This is a genomic window from Cryobacterium zhongshanensis (assembly GCF_022760445.1).
Classification (GTDB): Bacteria; Actinomycetota; Actinomycetes; order Actinomycetales; family Microbacteriaceae; genus Cryobacterium; species Cryobacterium algoricola.
The window spans coordinates 142,284-155,917 of the sequence record NZ_JALGAR010000002.1; the positions used below are offsets into that span (position 1 = coordinate 142,284).

Genomic DNA, 13,634 nt, shown 5'->3' on the forward strand with positions numbered 1-13,634 from the left:
TCTAGAGTGGCCTCATGTCGGATACCCAGCTGAGCGCCCGTGCCCTCGAGTCGAAGCTCGGCGAGTGGCGCACCGGCGGGAGCGCCTATCGGGGACTGGCCGATCGCATCCGCCTGCTCGCCCTCGACGGCCGCCTCACCGCCGGCACCCGCCTGCCCGCCGAACGCGAGCTGGGCGTGCGGCTCGGGTTGAGCCGCACGACCGTGACGGCCGCCTACCGTGAGCTGCGCGCCGCCGGCCTGCTCTCGAGCGTGCGCGGCTCCGGCAGCGTGGTGCGGCTGCCAGGCTCCGGCGCGGGCTCCCTCGCTGCGGCCGGCCCGGGTTCCGGGAGCGCATCCGGTGACACCAGCGTTCTCGATCTCAGCAAGGCGACGATGTCGGCGCTCGGCGGGCTGGCGGATGTCGCCGCGCGCGCAGCCGAGGACCTCTCGCGCCACCTGAACGGTCCCGGTTTCGATCCCGTCGGCATCCCGGAATTGCGCGCCGCGATCGCCGAACGGTACCGGGTGCGGGGGCTCCCGACGGACCCGGAACAGATCATGGTGACGATCGGAGCCCAGCATGCGATCGCGCTGCTGGCCCGGGTGTTCGTCAGCCGAGGAGACCGGGTGCTGATCGAACAACCGAGTTACCCGCACGCGGTCGAGGCGTTCAGTGCGGCCGGGGCGCGGCTCGTGCCCGTGAGCGTGACCGCGCGCGCGAGCGCGGGTTCGGCGGCGGGTTCGGGTGCGCTCCCGGTCCGGGCCGCCGGCGGCGCCGACCCGGACGGCTCCTCCGGCTGGGACGAGCCGGCCCTGCTCCAGGCGCTGCGCGGCAGCAACCCCGTGCTCGGCTACCTGATGCCCGACTTCCACAACCCGACCGGGCAGACCATGCCCGCCGAGCAGCGCACCCGGGTGATCGAGGCCGCAGCCCGGCAGGGCACGGTCCTCATCGCGGACGAGACCATGGGCGAGCTGAGCATCGACCGGTCGGATGATTTCATGCCGTTCGCGGCATACGCGCCGGGCGAGCGGGGGAGCGTGGGAATCAACGGCTCTGGAACGGTCGCCGACAGCGGCACAGGCGTCGGTATCGGCGCTGGCACCGGCGACCGCGGCACGGTCGTGACGGTCGGTTCGGTGGGCAAGACCATCTGGGGTGGCCTGCGCATCGGCTGGATCCGGGCGGAGCCCGCGCTGATCCGCCGGCTGGTCGCCGCGCGCACGGCAACGGACATGGGCACACCGATCCTCGAGCAGCTCATCGTCACCCGGATGCTCCCGGAGATGCCGGCGATTCTCGAGCGGCGCAGCCGCGAGCTCCGGGCCGGGCGCGATCACCTCGAGGCCCTTCTCGCCGAGCGCTTCCCCGAGTGGGCCGTGCCGCACGTCGACGGCGGCCTCACGGCGTGGGTCAACCTCGGGCGGCCGGCGAGCTCACAGCTCGCGCTCGCCGCGCGCAATCACGGCCTCCTCGTGCCCGCCGGTCCCCGCTTCGGCGTCGACGGCGCCTTCGAACGGTTCCTGCGGGTCCCGTTCTGCCACGGCGCGCTCGAGATGGAACGCGCGGTGGACGCACTGGGCCTGGCCTGGGGGTCGCTGCTGCGGCATCCGCTGCCCGACACCGGCTACCTCGCCGACGTCGTCTGACCCCGGGGCGCCCGGCCGCACGGAACAAGGGGTGCGAAACGCAACACGGGTGTCACACGGCGATGCGATACTGAGCCATGCATTTTCTCGCCGTGCTGAGCATGAAGAACAGGGCCCTGATCGCCCTGATCACGATCGTCGCCGCCATCTTCGGCAGCCTCGCCCTCACGAGCCTCAAGCAGGAGCTGATCCCCTCACTGCAACTGCCGCAGTTGCTCGTCTCCACGAGCTACCCCGGCGCCTCGCCCGAGGTTGTCAACGACGACGTGTCGACACCGATCGAGACCGCGATCCAGGGCATCGCGGGGCTCGAATCCACCTCGACGACGAGCAGCACGAACTCCTCGCTCGTGAGCGCGACGTTCACCTACGGCACCGACCTCGTCAAGGCCGAGTCCCGCATCAGCCAGGCGATCAACCGCATCAAAACCCGCCTGCCCGACAACCTCGACCCGCAGGTGATCAGCGGCAGCATCGATGACTTCCCGGTCATCTCCCTCGCGGTCTCCGGCGGCGACCAGGCCACCCTCGCCGACGACCTCAAGCGCAGCGTGCTCGGCGACATCCGCGACGTGTCCGGCGTGCGCGAGGCCGCACTCGTCGGCGACGTCGGCCGCCGGGTGACCATCACAGCGGATGCCGCCCAGCTGGCCGCCCGTGGCCTCAGTACGCAGGCCATCCGTTCGGCGCTGCAGCAGAACGGCGCGCTCATCCCCGCCGGTTCGCTCACCGAGGGGGACAAGACCCTGGCCGTGCAGGCCGGCGGCAAGCTCACCTCGGCTGCGGACATCGCCGCCCTGCCGCTGCTTGCAAGCGGTACCGGCACAGCCCCGGGCGCCGCACCCGGCACCGCACCGGGCGCTGCCCCCTCCACTCCGCTGACGATCGGCGACGTCGCCACGGTCGTGCTCGGCGAGAACCCCGTCGCGAGCATCTCCCGCGTCAACGGGCAACCGGCCCTCACGATTGCGGTCACGAAGGTGCCCGCCGCCAATACCGTCGACGTGTCGACGGCCGTCCGGGCGATCCTCCCGAAGCTCCAGGACGCCGTGCCCGGCACGACCTTCACCGTCGTCTTCGACCAGGCCCCCTTCATCCAGGAGTCGATCAACTCGCTCACGCAGGAGGGCATCCTCGGCCTCGTCTTCGCCGTGCTCGTGATCCTCGTCTTCCTGCTCTCGGTGCGGGCGACCCTCGTCACGGCGATCTCCATCCCGACCTCCGTGCTGATCACGTTCATCGGCCTGCAGAGCGTCGGATACTCGCTCAACATCCTCACCCTCGGCGCCCTCACGATCGCGATCGGCCGCGTCGTCGACGACTCGATCGTCGTGATCGAGAACATCAAGCGCCATCTCGTTCCCGGGGTGGACCGGGCCGAGACCATCGTCGAGGCCGTGCGCGAGGTCGCCGGAGCGATCACGGCATCGACGATCACGACCGTCACGGTGTTCCTGCCGATCGCCTTCGTCGGCGGGTCGACCGGCGAACTCTTCCGCCCCTTCGCCCTGACCGTCACGATCGCGCTGCTCGCCTCCCTGCTCGTCTCTCTGACGATCGTGCCCGTGCTCGCCTACTGGTTCCTGCGCGCCCCGAAGCCGAAGCCCGCCAAGACGCCGAAGCCCGGCAAGCCCGAGAAGACGCCGAAGTCCGCCAAGCCGGGCGCAACTCCCGAGGCGGCCCCGGTCTTCGTGGCAACGGATGCCGCCGCCGGCGAGGCCACCACCGCGCCGGTTTCGGCGGAATCGGACCGCGACCGCGCCGGTTTCGGCAGCCCGCTCCCGAAACCGCAGGCGCGGGCTGCTGAAGCCGGCGCGGCGGCGGACCCGCTCGGCGAGTCCGTCCTCGCGGCGACCCCCGCGACCTCCACCACTGCGGCCCCTGCGGCCCCCGCATCCCGGCGCACGCGGCACGCGGCATCCGCCCCCGAGACCGCCATCGTCGAGGAGACGAGCCGCCTGCAGACCGGCTACCTGCCGATCATCCGGTGGACGCTCCGGCACGCCGTCGTCACACTGCTGCTCTCGGTGCTCGTGCTCGGCGGGACGGTCGCGATCATCCCGTTCATGAAGGTCAACTTCCTCGGGTCGACGGGACAGACCACGTTCCGGGTCGCGCAGGCGCTCCCGGTCGGCACGAGTCTCGCCGCCCAGGACGCTGCCTCGACGACGGTCGAAACGGCCCTGCGCGGCACGGCGGGCGTCAAGATCGTGCAGGTGTCGATCGGCGGCGGCAGCGCCCTCGCCGCGTTCGCCGGGGGAGCGCCGACCACGAGCACGGTGAGCTACTCGATCACGACCGACGGCGTGGCCAAGCCCGACGCCGTTCAGGACGCCGTCCGCGGCAAGCTCGCCGCGCTCACCGACGTCGGCGACTTCAGCGTCTCGGCAGGCGGCGGCTTCGGCGGCACCTCGGACATCGCCGTGGACATCACCGCGGCCAACGGCGCCGACCTGCAGAAGGCGAGCGACAGCATCCTCGCCGCGGTGAAGAAGCTCGACGCGATCAAGGAGAGCTCGAGCAACCTCGCCGCCTCCCGGCCCTATCTCGCCGTGACGATCGACCGCACGAAGGCCGCCGCCGCCGGGCTCAGTGAGCTCGCCCTCGGCACCCTCGTCTCCCAGGCGATGCAGCCGAGCGTCGTCGGGTCGATCGTGATCAACGAGGCGAACCTGTCCGTGTATCTCACCGGGGGCACCTCCCCGGCGACGACCGCCGAGCTCGCGGCCCTGCCGATTCCGACGCTCGCCGGGTCGGTCGCGCTCAGCACCCTCGCGACGGTCGCGCAGGTCGACGGTCCGGCCACCCTCACCACGACGAAGGGCCTGCGCACCGCGACGGTCTCCGCGACGCCGAACAACAACGACCTCGGCACCGCCAACGCCCAGATGGCGACCGTGCTCGCCGACACGACCCTGCCGACCGGCGCGACCGCGACCCTCGGCGGCGTCACGAAGGACCAGACCGACGCCTTCCAGCAGCTCGGCATCGCGCTGCTCGCCGCGATCCTGATCGTCTACATCGTCATGGTCGCGACGTTCCGGTCGCTGCTGCAGCCGCTGCTGCTGCTCGTGTCCATCCCGTTCGCGGCGACGGGAGCGATCGCGCTGCAGGTGATCACCGGCATCCCCCTCGGCGTGCCCTCGCTGATCGGCGTGCTGATGCTGATCGGCATCGTCGTCACGAACGCGATCGTGCTGATCGACCTCGTCAACCAGTACCGGAGGCGGGGGCTCGACGTGCGCGAGGCGCTCGTCAACGGCGCCTCCCGGCGGCTGCGCCCCATCCTGATGACCGCGCTCGCGACGATCTTCGCCCTGCTCCCGATGGCGGTCGGCCTCACCGGCACCGGCGGCTTCATCTCCCAGCCGCTCGCCCTCGTCGTGATCGGCGGGCTGGTCTCCTCGACGTTGCTCACCCTGATCGTGCTTCCGGTGCTCTACTTCCTCGTCGAGGGCGGCCGGGAACGCCGGGCCGTCCGCCGCGAGGAGAAGAACGCGGCCCGCGCGGCCGCACCGGTCAGCGACGACGCATCGGCCTGACCGTCCTGGGCTGCCTGTTGGTCAGACCCGGTCGGTGCCCGTTCCGACCTGTCTTCCCAGGTCGGGCGCGGCTCCTCCGATCACTTCTCAGGCTGTCTGTCCGGCTGTTCCTCCGGCCGGGCCTGCACGTGCCGCCGCTTCGAAGAGAGCACCCCCGGGGCTGATTCGCCGGGCAGGAGGCCGTCCGAGACCTCCTTCTTGCGCACAAGGCCCACGCCGCCGATCCAGATCGGCACCCTGCGGATGTAACCGAGGGCGAAAAAGCCGAGGACGCCCACGACGATGGCAATGACGCCCCAGGTTCTCATCCACGACAGTTCCGCCGTGCCGCCGAACGCGAAGCCCATGATGCCGGCAACCAGCACCACCCCGACGATCGAACCGCCTTTGTGCAACGCTTCGCCGCCGAGCGCGGCCGCGATCACCAGGGGCAGGACCACCGCGGACAGCATGATGAGATTGCCGGCCACGGTTCCCGGGTTTCCCGCTCGGTCTCCATGGGGGCCGGCCATGGTCCAGCTGAGGTACGAGACCAGGCCGCCGACCACGAGGAGCGCCGGGATCGATGCCAGAAGCAGAATCGTCCAGACCCGAATCGCGCGGTCACTGGACCGGTAGACCTGTTCCCCGGGCGCGCGCCGACCCGGGCTCACTCCGGTCGCCGCCGGTCTCGTTCGCTTTCGCCCACTGGATGAAACCATCATTGCCCCCACGACATGTCGCACGCCCGGAAACGGTCGTGGTCTCAACCTAACCGCTCCGCTGCCCGGGGCGGGTGCAGCGGATACCGCGATGAACGCGCCCGGAGAATCGTTGGGTAAACGCGGGGTTAAACTGGGTGAAGCGGGGTAGGCAGCAGCCTCTGGCCCGGCACACCGGTCACACCGTCGCGGCCTCCAACTCGCGAGAGGCACTCCATGACCGGGCTATCCATCCTCGCCGACCCGTACCGCAACAAGGGCACCGCGTTCACCCGGGCCGAGCGGATGCGCGGCGGCATCACCGGGCAACTCCCGCACGTCGTGCAGACCATCGAGCAGCAGTCGGGCCAGCTCTACCGCCGATTCCTGGCCCGGCCGAACGACCTCGAGAAGCGCCTGTTCCTGATGGACGTCTGCACCCGGAACCGGCGCCTCTTCTACTACGCCATGTCGCGGCACCTCGTCGAATTCCTGCCGATCGTCTACGCGCCGACCGTCGCCCAGGCGATCCAGCAGTACAGCGACTACTACGCGGGCAGCGATGTCGCCTACATCTCCGCACTCGACCCGGAGAGCATCGCGGACGCGCTCCGGATCTACGCCAACGGGAGGGACATCCGCCTGATCGTCGCGACCGACGGCGAGGGCATCCTCGGCATCGGCGACTGGGGCGTCAACGGGGCCGAGATCCTCACCGGCAAGGTCGCCGTCTACACCGCGGCAGCGGGCATCGACCCCGCCCAGATCCTGCCCGTCTTCATCGACGTCGGCACCGACAACGCCGGCCTGCTCGCCGACCCGCGGTACCTCGGGAACCGGTTTCCGCGCATCCGGGGTGCGGACTACGACGGATTCATCGACGCCTTCGTGCAGACCTCGCTCGCACTCTTCCCCGGTGCCTTGCTGCACTGGGAGGACTTCGGCCGTGCGACGGCGGCGCCGATCCTCGAGCGCTATCGCGACAGCATCTGCACCCTCAACGACGACATCCAGGGCACCGGTGTCACGATCCTCGCCGCGCTCAACACGAGCATGCTGATCTCCGGGCTGACCCTGGGCGACCAGCGCGTGCTGGTCTTCGGGGCCGGGTCCGCCGGGATCGGCATCGCCGACCAGATCGTCGACGAGTTCGTCGTGACCGGGGGACAGTCCCTCGCCGAGGCCGAGGCCCGGATCTACCTGATGGACCGGCAGGGGCTCATCGTCGACAGCCTGCCCGACCTCACCGCGGGCCAGCGGCGGTACGCCCGGCCCGCGCGGGAACTGGCCGGGGATGCGTTCGCGCCCGCGCTCGCCGACCCGCGCTCGCTGCAGAGCGTGATCGCCGCCGTGCACCCGACCGCGCTCATCGGCACCTCGACCCAGTTCGGCGCCTTCACCGAGGCGGCCGTCCGCGAGATGGCAGCCCACGTCGAACGCCCGCTGATCTGCCCGATCTCCAACCCGGCCGAGCTCGCCGAGGCGACCGCGGCCGACGTGATCGAGTGGACGGCAGGCGCCGCCCTCGTGAGCACCGGCTGCCCCTCGGCGCCCGTGCGGTTCGACGGGATCGACTACGAAATCGGCCAGGGCAACAACGCCCTGATGTATCCGGGAATCTGCTTCGGCGCGATGGTCGCCAGGGCGACCGTGCTGAACCGGGCCATGCTGCTCGCCGCTGCGCACGCGATCGCCGGCATGGTCGACGTGACCCGACCGGGCGCTGCCGTGCTGCCGTCCTTCCGGGACCTGCCCGAGGTGTCGCGCCGCGTCGCCGTCGCCGTGGTCGCCCAGGCCGTGCGCGACGGGGTCAACGGCGTCGCCATCGCTGACCCCGAGGCCGCGGTCGCCGCCGCGACCTGGCATCCCGCCTACTAGCTAGTCTTTCCTTCCTGGCGCGTCCTTCTCGCCGCACTCTCCGGCAGACCCGGGGGCTAACTCAGGAAATTCGCGTCGGCGCCGGCGCGCATCCGGGTGATTCCAGGCCCCGGCATTCAGGTGAGGCACGGTCTTCCTGAGTTAGCCCCCGATGTTCGCCGTGACCGCCCGTCCACGCGACCAGCAGGGACTGTCCGGTGGGCGCCTAGTAGACGAGAGAAGCAGGGGCGAACGGACCGGCATTGACGAGGCCGATGAGTGGGTCGTCGCAACCCTGGATCGGATTGGGCGTCGTCACCCGGAGAGGGACATCCGTGCCGGGCGGTGTCACCTCGAGTTCAGTGACGGCGACGAGCGTGCAGGTGTAGACGCCCGCCTGGTGCAGGTGCAGCAGGCTGTAGGCGGATGCGCCGGGAGCGAGCTCGACGGCATCCTCCGTCACCGTCGGGTAGCGTTCGTGTGCCGCGGCCGGGCCGAGCAGCGCCCCCGTGACCGCATTCACGAGCCGGACACCGGGGTACCCCTGCACCGTGCAGGCCTGGGACCCGGTGTTGGTGAGGGTGAGGTCCCAGAAGAAGCTGCTCATTCCGCTGTCCATCGGCCGCGAGACCAGGGCCGCGCCGAGCGCACCGGCCGGGCAGGCGACGGGAACGTCGTCGCCGGGCGTGGACGTGGGGACCGCTGCGGGTGACCGGGTGGGGGTGCCGGTCGGGGCATCCGTCGCCGTCGGGGTCGCCGAGGCCGGTGCCGTCGCCGTCGTGCTGGCCGTCGACGACGGTGCCGCCGTCGCGCACGCGGAGAGCGCTGTGCAGAGCAGCGCCGCTGCCCCGAGCGCCGCCGCCATTCGGTGCCCGGTGCCGCCCGACGTCCCCCGCCGCGCTGCCTCGACCCGTGAACTGGTCATGTCGCCCCCCCCTGTCGCGGTCCGTCTGAGCGGCCGCATCACCAGTCTCGCACCAGCCTCGCGCGGTGCCTCCGTGCGGGAGGGGGGTTGCGCAGACCGGCACCCGGTGCCGCGGTGGCTAACTCAGGAGATCCGTGGAGTCTGCCCGAGGCATCCGCGTGTTTCCGAGCCCGCGCTTCGAGCCGACGTGAAATCTTCCTGAGTTAGCCCCCATACTGCACGGGTGAGGGCGGGGCGGCGAGTGAGGCGTGGTGCCCGGGACCGCACTGGCTAGGCTCGAAGGATGGCCACTCCTGATTTCGTCCTCGAACTGCGCAAAAGCATCGGTCACGCCCCGCTCTGGCTCATCGGCGTGACCGCGGTCGTTGTGCGCGGCGACGAGGCGCTCCTCGTCCGTCGCGCCGACAACGGCAACTGGTCGAACGTCGCCGGCGTCGTCGATCCCGGTGAAGAGCCGGCGGATGCCGCGGCACGCGAGGTCCTCGAGGAGTCCGGCCTCGTCGCCGAGGTCGACGCTCTCGTCGGCGTCTTCGCCAGCGAGCCCCTTCAGTACGCCAACGGCGATCACGCCCAGTACCTCGACGTCCTCTTCCTCTGCCGCTGGGTGAGCGGCGAACCGCACCCGGCCGACGGAGAGAACACGGCCGCCGCCTGGTGGCCCCTCGACGCCCTCCCGCCCCTGCCGGGCACCCACGACGAACGGCTTCGGCTCGCGCTCGCCCACGCCGGACCCGCGCTCTTCCGCCGCCGCAACAGCCCGGCAGAAAGCCCGGCAGACAGCCCGGTAGACACCCCGGCGTAGCGACCCCCGCAGCAGACCCGAACGGGGCATCCGCCCGGCCTGACATGACCTGCGCACCCCTGCTATCGTGCTGTTCGAAACGAGCGGGACCCTCGCCCGGCAGCCCGCCGGCGACGGTTCCCGCGTGAGAGGGGCACCCATGAAGGCATCAGCAGAACTCGGCGGCAACCTGCAGTCCGTCCTCGTCGACCTCATCGAATTGCATGTGCAGGGCAAGCAGGCGCATTGGAGTGTCGTCGGCCACAACTTCCGCGACCTGCACCTGCAGCTCGACGAAATCATCGACGACGCCCGCATCTTCTCCGACGAACTGGCCGAGCGGATGCGCGCCCTCGACGCTCTCCCCGACGGCCGCACCGAGACGGTCACCAAAGACACCCACCTGCCGAAGTTCCCTGCGGGGGAGGTCGACACCGCCGAGACCGTCGTCATGATCACGGAACGGCTCGACGCGACGGTGAAGAACATCCGCACGGTGCACGACGCCGTCGACGACGAGGACCCGACGAGCGCCGACATCCTCCACGGCTTCATCGAGAAGCTCGAACAGTACGCCTGGATGGTCAGCGCCGAGAACCGCCTGCCGCGGAAGGCGACCGCCAAATCGCCGACCCGCCCCTCCGGCCGGGCGGTCACGGAGATCACGGACTGACCCCTGGCCGGACGGGCACGTCAGGACCAGGATCAGGATCAGGACGGGGTTCGGCCGCGAGGGCGGAACGCCGAACGCCGCGAACCCGGGGACGCGGCGACGGGGGAAGCGGCGAGAGGAGGATGCCGGGAACCGGCACGCGGGTCGACGATGACAAGCACAAGAAGGCGAGGCCGCAGATGAACCAGCGGAATTTCGACAGCGAGAGCGCACCGGTCTGGCTCGCCGCGCCCGGAGACCGTGAGGCGAGTGAGCAACTCCGGGTGGTCGCCGACGAGGCCCTGCTCGTGAACGGCGACACCGGGCGAGCACTCCGCCTGGCGACGCACCTCGGGAGCCGGCTGCCCGGTACGGGCGAGGGCGACACCCGGCGCCTCTTCGAGACGCTAGCGACGGTGTCGGCGGCGGACCTGTCCGCGGCGCGTGCCACCGACGGTCATCTCGCCGCCCTCTCGATCCTGGGCCAGGCATCCGTCGAACCGGGGCAGCTTCCCGGCGGCGAGGTCGACCGGACCCGTAGCTGGGGTGTCTTCGCGGCCGAAGCGCGCGGCACCCGCCTCGATGCGATCGAGTCGGAGCAGGGCTGGCGGCTCGACGGGCTCAAGCCGTGGTGCTCCCTCGCGGGCTCGCTGAGCAACGCCCTCGTCACCGCGCACACCTCGGGCCATTCGATGCGGCTCTTCGCCGTCGACCTCACCGCGCCGGGAATCACCGTGCTCGAGGACGCCTGGGTCGGCCGGGGACTTCCCTCGATCACGAGCGGCCCGGTCGACTTCCGCGGCGTGCCCGCGGTCGCGATCCGCGAGGACGACTGGTACTTCGACCGGCCGGGTTACGCCTGGGACAGGATCGGTGTCGCCGCCTGCTGGTTCGGCGGGGCGGTCGGGATCGCCCGCCGGGTGTTCCGCGGGGCGCAGGACTGGCCGGCGGACCAGATCGCGCTCGCGCACCTCGGTGCGATCGACGTTGCCCTGAGCGCGTGCGGCGGCGCCCTTGCAGCGGCGGCTGCGGCCATCGACGACGGCACTGCGACCGGCCAGGCGGGGGCAGTCCTCGCGGCGAGGGTGCGGGGCCTCGTCGCGCGCTCGGTCGAGGACGTCATCATGCGGGCCGGCCACGCGCTCGGCCCGTGGCCGCTCGCCTTCGAGGCCCGTCACTCGCAGCGGGTTGCCGACCTCGAGCTCTACGTGCGCCAGCACCACGCCGAACGCGACGAGGCCGCGCTCGGCGCCCTGCTCCTCGACGGTGGCTCGGTCCCCGGGGGCGGCCCCTCGCCCTGGTAGCGGTGTCGCTCGCCCGCGGCTCGTATGGGAGGTGCCCCGCCCGCAGTGAACCCCGCACAGCGGTGGCAGCCCAGGGTTCGGCGCGGTGGACGCCCGGCCGCCTGATGTGACAGGATTCCGCCGTGACCACTCCACCGGAGCGCCGGATGCTGCTCGACACCGCTGCCCTGTACTTCCGTGCCTTCTACGGGGTGCCCGACACCGTGCGCGCGCCGAACGGCCAGCCGGTCAACGCCGTGCGCGGGCTGCTCGACATCATCACCCGGCTCGTCACCGAGTTCCCGCCGACCGAGATCGTGGCGTGCTGGGACGACGACTGGCGGCCGCAGTGGCGCGTTGACCTGATCCCGACGTACAAGACCCACCGGGTCGCGGCAGTCAACCCGCCCGAGTCCTCCCCAGCGGATGCCCCCACAGCGACCGAGGACGTCCCCGACCTTCTCAGTCCTCAGGTTCCGATCATCCGCGAGCTGCTCGGCGCGCTCGGGATCCCCGTGATCGGCGCCCCGCGGCACGAGGCGGACGACGTGATCGGCACCCTCGCCTCCCACTCGGACATCCCCGTCGACGTCGTCACCGGTGACCGGGATCTCTTCCAGCTCGTCGACGACTCCCGCGACGTGCGGGTGATCTACACCGGCCGCGGCATGGCCAGGCTCGAGACCCTGACGGATGCCGCCCTGGTCGCCAAGACCGGTGTCACCCCGGCCCAGTACGCCGATTTCGCGGCCCTCCGCGGCGACGCCTCGGACGGCCTGCCGGGAGTCGCTGGTGTGGGCGAGAAGACCGCGGCCACCCTGCTCGCGGACTTCGGCGACCTCGACGGGATCGTCGCCGCAGCGGCCGACCCGGCCTCGGTCATGGCCGCGGGGGTGCGCGCGAAGATCCGCGCCGCCGCGGGTTACCTCACGGTCGCCCCGACGGTCGTGAATGTCGTGCGCGACCTGGTGCTGCCGACGTTCGACGCCCGCATCCGTCCGGCCACCCCCGAGCAGGATGCCGACCTCGACCGGATCTCCGCCGAATGGGGCCTTGACTCCTCCATGAAGCGCGTGCGCGCCGCCCTCCTCGCCCGCACCTGACGGCCGTGAGCGCCGGTCCCGGGCGAGCGGTCCCGGGTCGGAATGCCCGGACGTGCGCTGTCGCGCACGGCGCCGGACGAACGCTCCGGGTCGCCGCGGTGTTTCCCGTCAGCGGCGTTGGCGCGCCCGCCGTGAACGCCCGACCAGGACGAGCAGGAGTCCGATGCCGAGCAGCACTGCGGTTCCGAACAAAACGGGGGCGATGTCGATTCCGGTCGCGGCAAGCTCCGCGACGGGCCCGGTCGTGCTGGACGGGGTCGTGGCCGAGGGCGTCGGTGTGGCCGTGGCGGCGGCCTGGGCGGCGGCTTCAGCGGCGGCGGCCTCGGCAGCGGCCTGCGCTGCTGCTGCGGCGGCCGCGGTCTGCGCCGCCGTCGGCGTGCTCGCGACGATCGCGGTGCGCGCCGCGCAGTCGCTGGGCCGGGTGATCACGTTGGAATCCAGGGTGACGGCACCGGTGCTCGCGAGAAGTCGGCCCGCGACCGTGGCGCCGGTCTCGGCGGTGATCGAGGTCTGGGCGAGAATCGTGCCGGCGAAGACCGAGTTGCTGCCGAGCGTTGCCGAGCTGCCCACCTGCCAGAACACGTTGCATGCATTCGCGCCGCCGGAGAAGGCGACGGTGCTCGACGATGCGGTGATCAGCGTGCTCGCGGCCTGAAAGATGAAGACCGAGCTTGCGCTACCGGCCAGGGTGACCGTGCCGCTGAGGGAGAGCGCTCCGCCGGCGTAGACGCCGGGAGCGAGGGTCTGGCCGGCGAGGTCGTTCAGGTTGGAGACGTCGGGGGACCGGCCGGCCGCATCGTTGAAGGCCGTGGTCAGGTCGGCCTGGGCGAGCTCGGCCTGGGCGTCCGTGGCGTGGACCACGCCGTTGTCGATCGTGACCGGGGCGAATCCCGTGACGGAGGTTCCCGGGCTCAGGCCGACATCACCGTCCGTGATCGTGGTCGCTCCTGTGTTGGTGACTGTCGTGTGGCCGAGCACTCCGAAGCTGTCGAGGGTGCCGAGGCCGATGACGGCCTGAACCGAGCCGGCGGCGTGCGCTGCGCCGGCCCCGCCTGCAGCGAGCAGAAGGCCGAGGGCGAAGGCGGCGCCGGTCACGAGCATCCGCCGGGGAGATGATTTCAGGTTACGCAGGTGCATGGGGGCCCCCAAGAGAAAGGAAGCCACTGCCCTATCCTGCTAT

The 13,634-nt window shown here is 71.3% G+C and carries 10 protein-coding genes; 7 read left to right on the forward strand and 3 right to left on the reverse strand.

Annotation, left to right across the window (positions count from 1 at the left end):
• Positions 1-14 precede the first annotated feature (14 nt).
• Both MQH31_RS09200 and MQH31_RS09205 read left to right on the forward strand, forming a co-directional pair.
• Complete coding sequence (locus MQH31_RS09200) at positions 15-1,631, forward strand: aminotransferase-like domain-containing protein (protein WP_243011787.1); 1,617 nt, start codon at positions 15-17, stop codon at positions 1,629-1,631.
• A 77-nt stretch (positions 1,632-1,708) separates the two neighbouring features.
• Positions 1,709-5,173, forward strand: coding sequence for an efflux RND transporter permease subunit (locus MQH31_RS09205; RefSeq protein ID WP_243011788.1), 3,465 nt, complete (start codon positions 1,709-1,711; stop codon positions 5,171-5,173).
• A gap of 80 nt (positions 5,174-5,253) precedes the next feature.
• On the opposite strand, the gene MQH31_RS09210 is transcribed toward MQH31_RS09205, so the two are convergent.
• On the reverse strand, positions 5,254-5,826 hold the full coding sequence (locus MQH31_RS09210; protein WP_243011789.1) for a hypothetical protein: 573 nt from the start codon (positions 5,824-5,826) through the stop codon (positions 5,254-5,256).
• Between the two features lie 264 nt (positions 5,827-6,090).
• Between MQH31_RS09210 and MQH31_RS09215 the strand changes: the two genes are divergently transcribed.
• Positions 6,091-7,731 (forward strand): NAD-dependent malic enzyme, encoded by a 1,641-nt coding sequence (locus MQH31_RS09215; RefSeq protein WP_243011790.1) that lies wholly within the window; start codon positions 6,091-6,093, stop codon positions 7,729-7,731.
• 205 nt (positions 7,732-7,936) lie between these two features.
• Here MQH31_RS09215 and MQH31_RS09220 read toward each other — a convergent pair whose 3' ends face one another.
• A complete protein-coding gene (locus tag MQH31_RS09220) occupies positions 7,937-8,635 on the reverse strand; it encodes a DUF4232 domain-containing protein (RefSeq protein WP_243011791.1) in 699 nt (232 codons plus the stop codon).
• A 283-nt stretch (positions 8,636-8,918) separates the two neighbouring features.
• On the opposite strand from MQH31_RS09220, the gene MQH31_RS09225 reads away from it, so the two are divergent.
• The 4 genes from MQH31_RS09225 (at position 8,919) to MQH31_RS09240 (ending at position 12,454) form a co-directional block, all read left to right on the forward strand.
• Positions 8,919-9,437 (forward strand): NUDIX hydrolase, encoded by a 519-nt coding sequence (locus MQH31_RS09225; RefSeq protein ID WP_243011792.1) that lies wholly within the window; start codon positions 8,919-8,921, stop codon positions 9,435-9,437.
• Between the two features lie 139 nt (positions 9,438-9,576).
• Positions 9,577-10,089, forward strand: coding sequence for a Dps family protein (locus MQH31_RS09230; RefSeq protein WP_134535077.1), 513 nt, complete (start codon positions 9,577-9,579; stop codon positions 10,087-10,089).
• A 122-nt stretch (positions 10,090-10,211) separates the two neighbouring features.
• Positions 10,212-11,372 (forward strand): acyl-CoA dehydrogenase family protein, encoded by a 1,161-nt coding sequence (locus MQH31_RS09235; protein ID WP_243011793.1) that lies wholly within the window; start codon positions 10,212-10,214, stop codon positions 11,370-11,372.
• A 146-nt stretch (positions 11,373-11,518) separates the two neighbouring features.
• Entirely contained in the window at positions 11,519-12,454 is a 936-nt protein-coding gene (locus MQH31_RS09240; RefSeq protein WP_243012163.1) for a 5'-3' exonuclease, read from the forward strand.
• A gap of 108 nt (positions 12,455-12,562) precedes the next feature.
• On the opposite strand, the gene MQH31_RS09245 is transcribed toward MQH31_RS09240, so the two are convergent.
• Positions 12,563-13,591 carry an ice-binding family protein gene (locus tag MQH31_RS09245; protein WP_243011794.1) on the reverse strand — a complete coding sequence of 343 codons (1,029 nt, stop codon included), beginning with the start codon at positions 13,589-13,591 and terminating at the stop codon, positions 12,563-12,565.
• Positions 13,592-13,634: the final 43 nt, after the last annotated feature.

What these genes read in the sequence shown, in the direction of transcription:
- MQH31_RS09205 (WP_243011788.1), top strand. Translation starts at nt 1,709, where the DNA reads ATGCATTTTCTCGCCGTGCTGAGCATGAAGAACAGGGCCCTGATCGCC.
- MQH31_RS09225 (WP_243011792.1), top strand. Translation starts at nt 8,919, where the DNA reads ATGGCCACTCCTGATTTCGTCCTCGAACTGCGCAAAAGCATCGGTCAC.
- MQH31_RS09215 (WP_243011790.1), top strand. Translation starts at nt 6,091, where the DNA reads ATGACCGGGCTATCCATCCTCGCCGACCCGTACCGCAACAAGGGCACC.
- MQH31_RS09220 (WP_243011791.1), bottom strand. Translation starts at nt 8,635, where the DNA reads ATGACCAGTTCACGGGTCGAGGCAGCGCGGCGGGGGACGTCGGGCGGC.
- MQH31_RS09240 (WP_243012163.1), top strand. Translation starts at nt 11,519, where the DNA reads ATGCTGCTCGACACCGCTGCCCTGTACTTCCGTGCCTTCTACGGGGTG.
- MQH31_RS09235 (WP_243011793.1), top strand. Translation starts at nt 10,212, where the DNA reads ATGCCGGGAACCGGCACGCGGGTCGACGATGACAAGCACAAGAAGGCG.
- MQH31_RS09245 (WP_243011794.1), bottom strand. Translation starts at nt 13,591, where the DNA reads ATGCACCTGCGTAACCTGAAATCATCTCCCCGGCGGATGCTCGTGACC.
- MQH31_RS09200 (WP_243011787.1), top strand. Translation starts at nt 15, where the DNA reads ATGTCGGATACCCAGCTGAGCGCCCGTGCCCTCGAGTCGAAGCTCGGC.
- MQH31_RS09230 (WP_134535077.1), top strand. Translation starts at nt 9,577, where the DNA reads ATGAAGGCATCAGCAGAACTCGGCGGCAACCTGCAGTCCGTCCTCGTC.